Source organism: Acrocarpospora catenulata, from assembly GCF_018476525.1.
Taxonomy (GTDB): Bacteria; Actinomycetota; Actinomycetes; order Streptosporangiales; family Streptosporangiaceae; genus Acrocarpospora; species Acrocarpospora catenulata.
In genome coordinates, this window is sequence record NZ_JAHCST010000143.1 from 1 (window position 1) to 1,974 (window position 1,974).

General features: G+C 66.6%; 2 protein-coding genes. Both read right to left on the reverse strand.

The genetic code is table 11. The annotated features are described in order from the left end of the window. A partial coding sequence (locus KIP79_RS46055; RefSeq protein WP_214111413.1) for a tyrosine-type recombinase/integrase occupies positions 1–1,462 on the reverse strand: 1,462 nt, incomplete at its 3' end. 14 nt (positions 1,463–1,476) lie between these two features. Continuing rightward, complete coding sequence (locus KIP79_RS46060) at positions 1,477–1,671, reverse strand: helix-turn-helix transcriptional regulator (protein WP_214111368.1); 195 nt, start codon at positions 1,669–1,671, stop codon at positions 1,477–1,479. Between the last annotated feature and the right edge of the window lie 303 nt (positions 1,672–1,974).

A 1,974-nucleotide genomic window follows, 5' to 3' on the forward strand; every position in this document is an offset into this window, starting at 1 on the left:
CCGGAAGGGGCGTTTGGCCCGTGTGTGGCCCGTCGTTTACGGGCTCGTTTGCGCTGGTCACAGAGCCGAGCGCAGCGGCATCAAAGGCCGCCTCAATCTTAGCGTTCACGGCGTCCTCATCGGACTCAATCCAGTGCGCGTACACCGCGAACAGGACCTTGACCGTGTGCCCCATGCGCTTAGCCACCTCAAGCGGGTTGACGCCCGCCGACAGCTGCATGGTGGCGTTGGTGTGCCGCAGGTCATACGGCCGACGCGCGACCTGCGAGGCGAACTCAGCAGCGGGGAAGGCCGCCTTGCGAGCCTGCCGCCAGATCTGGCCGTAGACGCCCTTGTCGATCCGTCCCCGTTGCGCGCCGTCCCAGAACAGCCGCCCGTCATCCGCCGTGCCGTGCGTGGTGATGTGCTCGCGGAGGATGGCGACCAGGGCCGGGGGGATGGGCACGATCCGGACCGCCTTACGCCCCCGGTGCTTGAGCCCCCGCTGTTCGTGGCTTTCCCCGGTTCCGGTCCACAGCTCACCGACGTCGGGCGAGGAGCCGCACAGGGTGAGCCGACCCCATCCGGTCTTGGGGAGGTGGCAGTCAGCTTCCCGCAGGGCGATGACCTCAGCGGGACGGCACCCCGCGTAGTACATGACCGCGAAGAAGGCCCGCAGACGCGGACCCCTCAACCGGGCTAGCGGCCCCTTCAGCGACAGGCAGGCATCCAGCAGCCGCGCCACCTGGTCACCGCTGGGGATGACCACGGGGGAGATCTCGTCATCACTGATCTGCCGTTTCTTGCTCTTGATCGCCGGAAGGGGATTGGTGTGCACCAGCTTCTTGGACACCGCCAGCTCGAACGCCCGGTGCAGTGCCGCCCGCCGATGCCGGACCACGGCAGCGGAGGCAGGCTTGCCGTTCTGAAGTCGGGCGATGCCGTCCAGCAGCGCGCGTAAGACCGTGTCGTCGGCCAGGCAGGAGACCGGCCGGGTGTAGGTCGCCAGCCAGGCCAGCGCCGTCGTGATCGAGTCCGGCACCGCTTCCCGCTCGACACGGCCGGGAACGAACGCCCAGTTCATCAGCGCCGCCCGCAGATCCTTGTCACACGGCCGGTTACGCCGCGCCTTGAGAGAGGTCTCCAACATCAACATGGTGATGTCGGTCAGGTCCCGGGCGATGCCGCGCCGGGTGTTGGCCGAGGCTTCATCCCAGCCCCGGGCCGCCAGTTCGGCAGCGTGGTCGAACCACAGCGCTTGAGCACGCCCCCAGGAGACCGGTTCACCCGTCGCAGGGTCCCACTCTTCCCCGATGACCTTTGCGGCAGCGGTGAGCTTGGCCTGATGACCCTGCGCTAGGGCTTTGGTCAGGTATGACCGGCTGTGCTGCCCGGTGCCGACCCGCCAGCGCAGTTCCCAGGGCTTCCTACGGCCTTCCCGCTTGCGAATCTTCCAGAACTGAATGTCGAGTGTGGTTTCCACGTGCCGTCCCCTTTCTAGTCGAGTTCCTGCTCTGCTAACCATTTTACCCATTCTTTGCGGGAAATGCGCCTATCTCCATTGGGAATTCTGATCGATTTCGGACCTTTTCCGACCGCCAGCCACTTATAGAAAGTGGATCTAGGAACCCGCAGGATACGGCAGCAATCAGCCACCGTCAGGAAATCATCGTCCACGCCGCTACGCGCCATTTCCGCCCCCTTTCGGAAATGCGCCCACGGGCCAGTCACGGGCCAGCCACGGGCCACCGGGAATAATCGCCGAATTCACCGGCACCGCCATTACCGCGAAAGGGATCCACCCCGGGCACCGCGTGCAGTGACCGCGCCAGCCCGACCGCCGACGCTGGCACGCGCCCCCCTGCAACCCCCTGTAACCGAACGGTGACCCCGGTTGCGGACTCCCGGACCCGCCCGCCCGCCCAAGGACCAGAACGAAGAGGAGCCTTCGGCACGCCCTGTTGAAGGCGACGCTTACCCGCGACCCGTCGCGCC

Excerpts from the sequence above, each read along its gene's own strand:
- KIP79_RS46060 (WP_214111368.1), bottom strand. The coding sequence starts at position 1,671 with ATGGCGCGTAGCGGCGTGGACGATGATTTCCTGACGGTGGCTGATTGC.